We start from the raw sequence: 829 nt of genomic DNA, 5'->3' as shown, positions 1-829 counted from the left end.
ATCCTGCACAACGTGCAGAACATTCGTCGGCGGCTGTCGGCGGACCTGCCGAAGAACCTCGAAACCGCCGAGCAACTGGGCATCGATCTGGACACGGTCAACCGTTACTTGCAGGGCCGGGAGGTCCCGCAGTTGCTCGACGGCATTCAACAGGCCGGCGCACGGGCCGCGAAGATCGTCACCCATATGCTCAGCTTCAGCCGTCGCAGCACCCGGCAAATGGCGCCATGCGATCTGCCGGCGCTGATTGATCAGGCCGTGGAAATCGCCGGCAACGACTTCGACCTGGCCATCGGCTTCGACTTCAAGGGGCAGGCGATCATCCGTCAATTCGACCCGGCCCTCGGTCCGGTGCCTGGCACCGCCAACGAGCTGGAGCAAGTGTTGCTCAACCTGCTGAAAAACGCCGCGCAGGCCATTCACCAGCGCGAAGATGACAGCGAGCCCGGGCGGATCATCCTGCGCACCCGGCTCAATCCGCCGTGGGCCGAGATTCAGGTCGAAGACAACGGGATCGGCATGAGCGAGAGCGTGCGCAAACGCACGTTCGAGCCGTTCTTCACCACCAAGGAAATCGGCCAGGGCACGGGGCTGGGTTTGTCGGTGTCGTATTTCATCATCACCAACAACCACAAAGGCCAGATGGAAGTGCAATCGGCGCCCGGCCAGGGCACCTGCTTCACCCTGCGCCTGCCGCTGGCGCAACCTGCGCCGATAGCGGCCGAAAACAATCAACTACCGAGGTAAAGCATGGGCTTTCGCTTGTCGAAGATTTACACCCGCACCGGCGACACAGGCGAAACTGGCCTGGGCGATGGACGTCGCGTGC

The 829-nt window shown here is 62.6% G+C and carries 1 protein-coding gene and 1 pseudogene; both read left to right on the top strand.

Annotation, left to right across the window (positions count from 1 at the left end; translation table 11 throughout):
* Window positions 1-747: sensor histidine kinase (locus tag DBR24_RS34515; protein ID WP_256591998.1), on the top strand; the 747-nt coding region annotated here is incomplete at its 5' end.
* A 3-nt stretch (window positions 748-750) separates the two neighbouring features.
* A pseudogene (locus tag DBR24_RS34510) lies at window positions 751-829 on the top strand (ATP:cob(I)alamin adenosyltransferase); the annotation flags it as partial.

The organism is Pseudomonas sp. HMWF006, assembly GCF_003061205.1.
GTDB lineage: Bacteria > Pseudomonadota > Gammaproteobacteria > Pseudomonadales > Pseudomonadaceae > Aquipseudomonas > Aquipseudomonas monsensis.
Note: the sequence above shows the minus strand (reverse complement) of the source record. Positions and strands in the feature narration are given on the sequence as shown.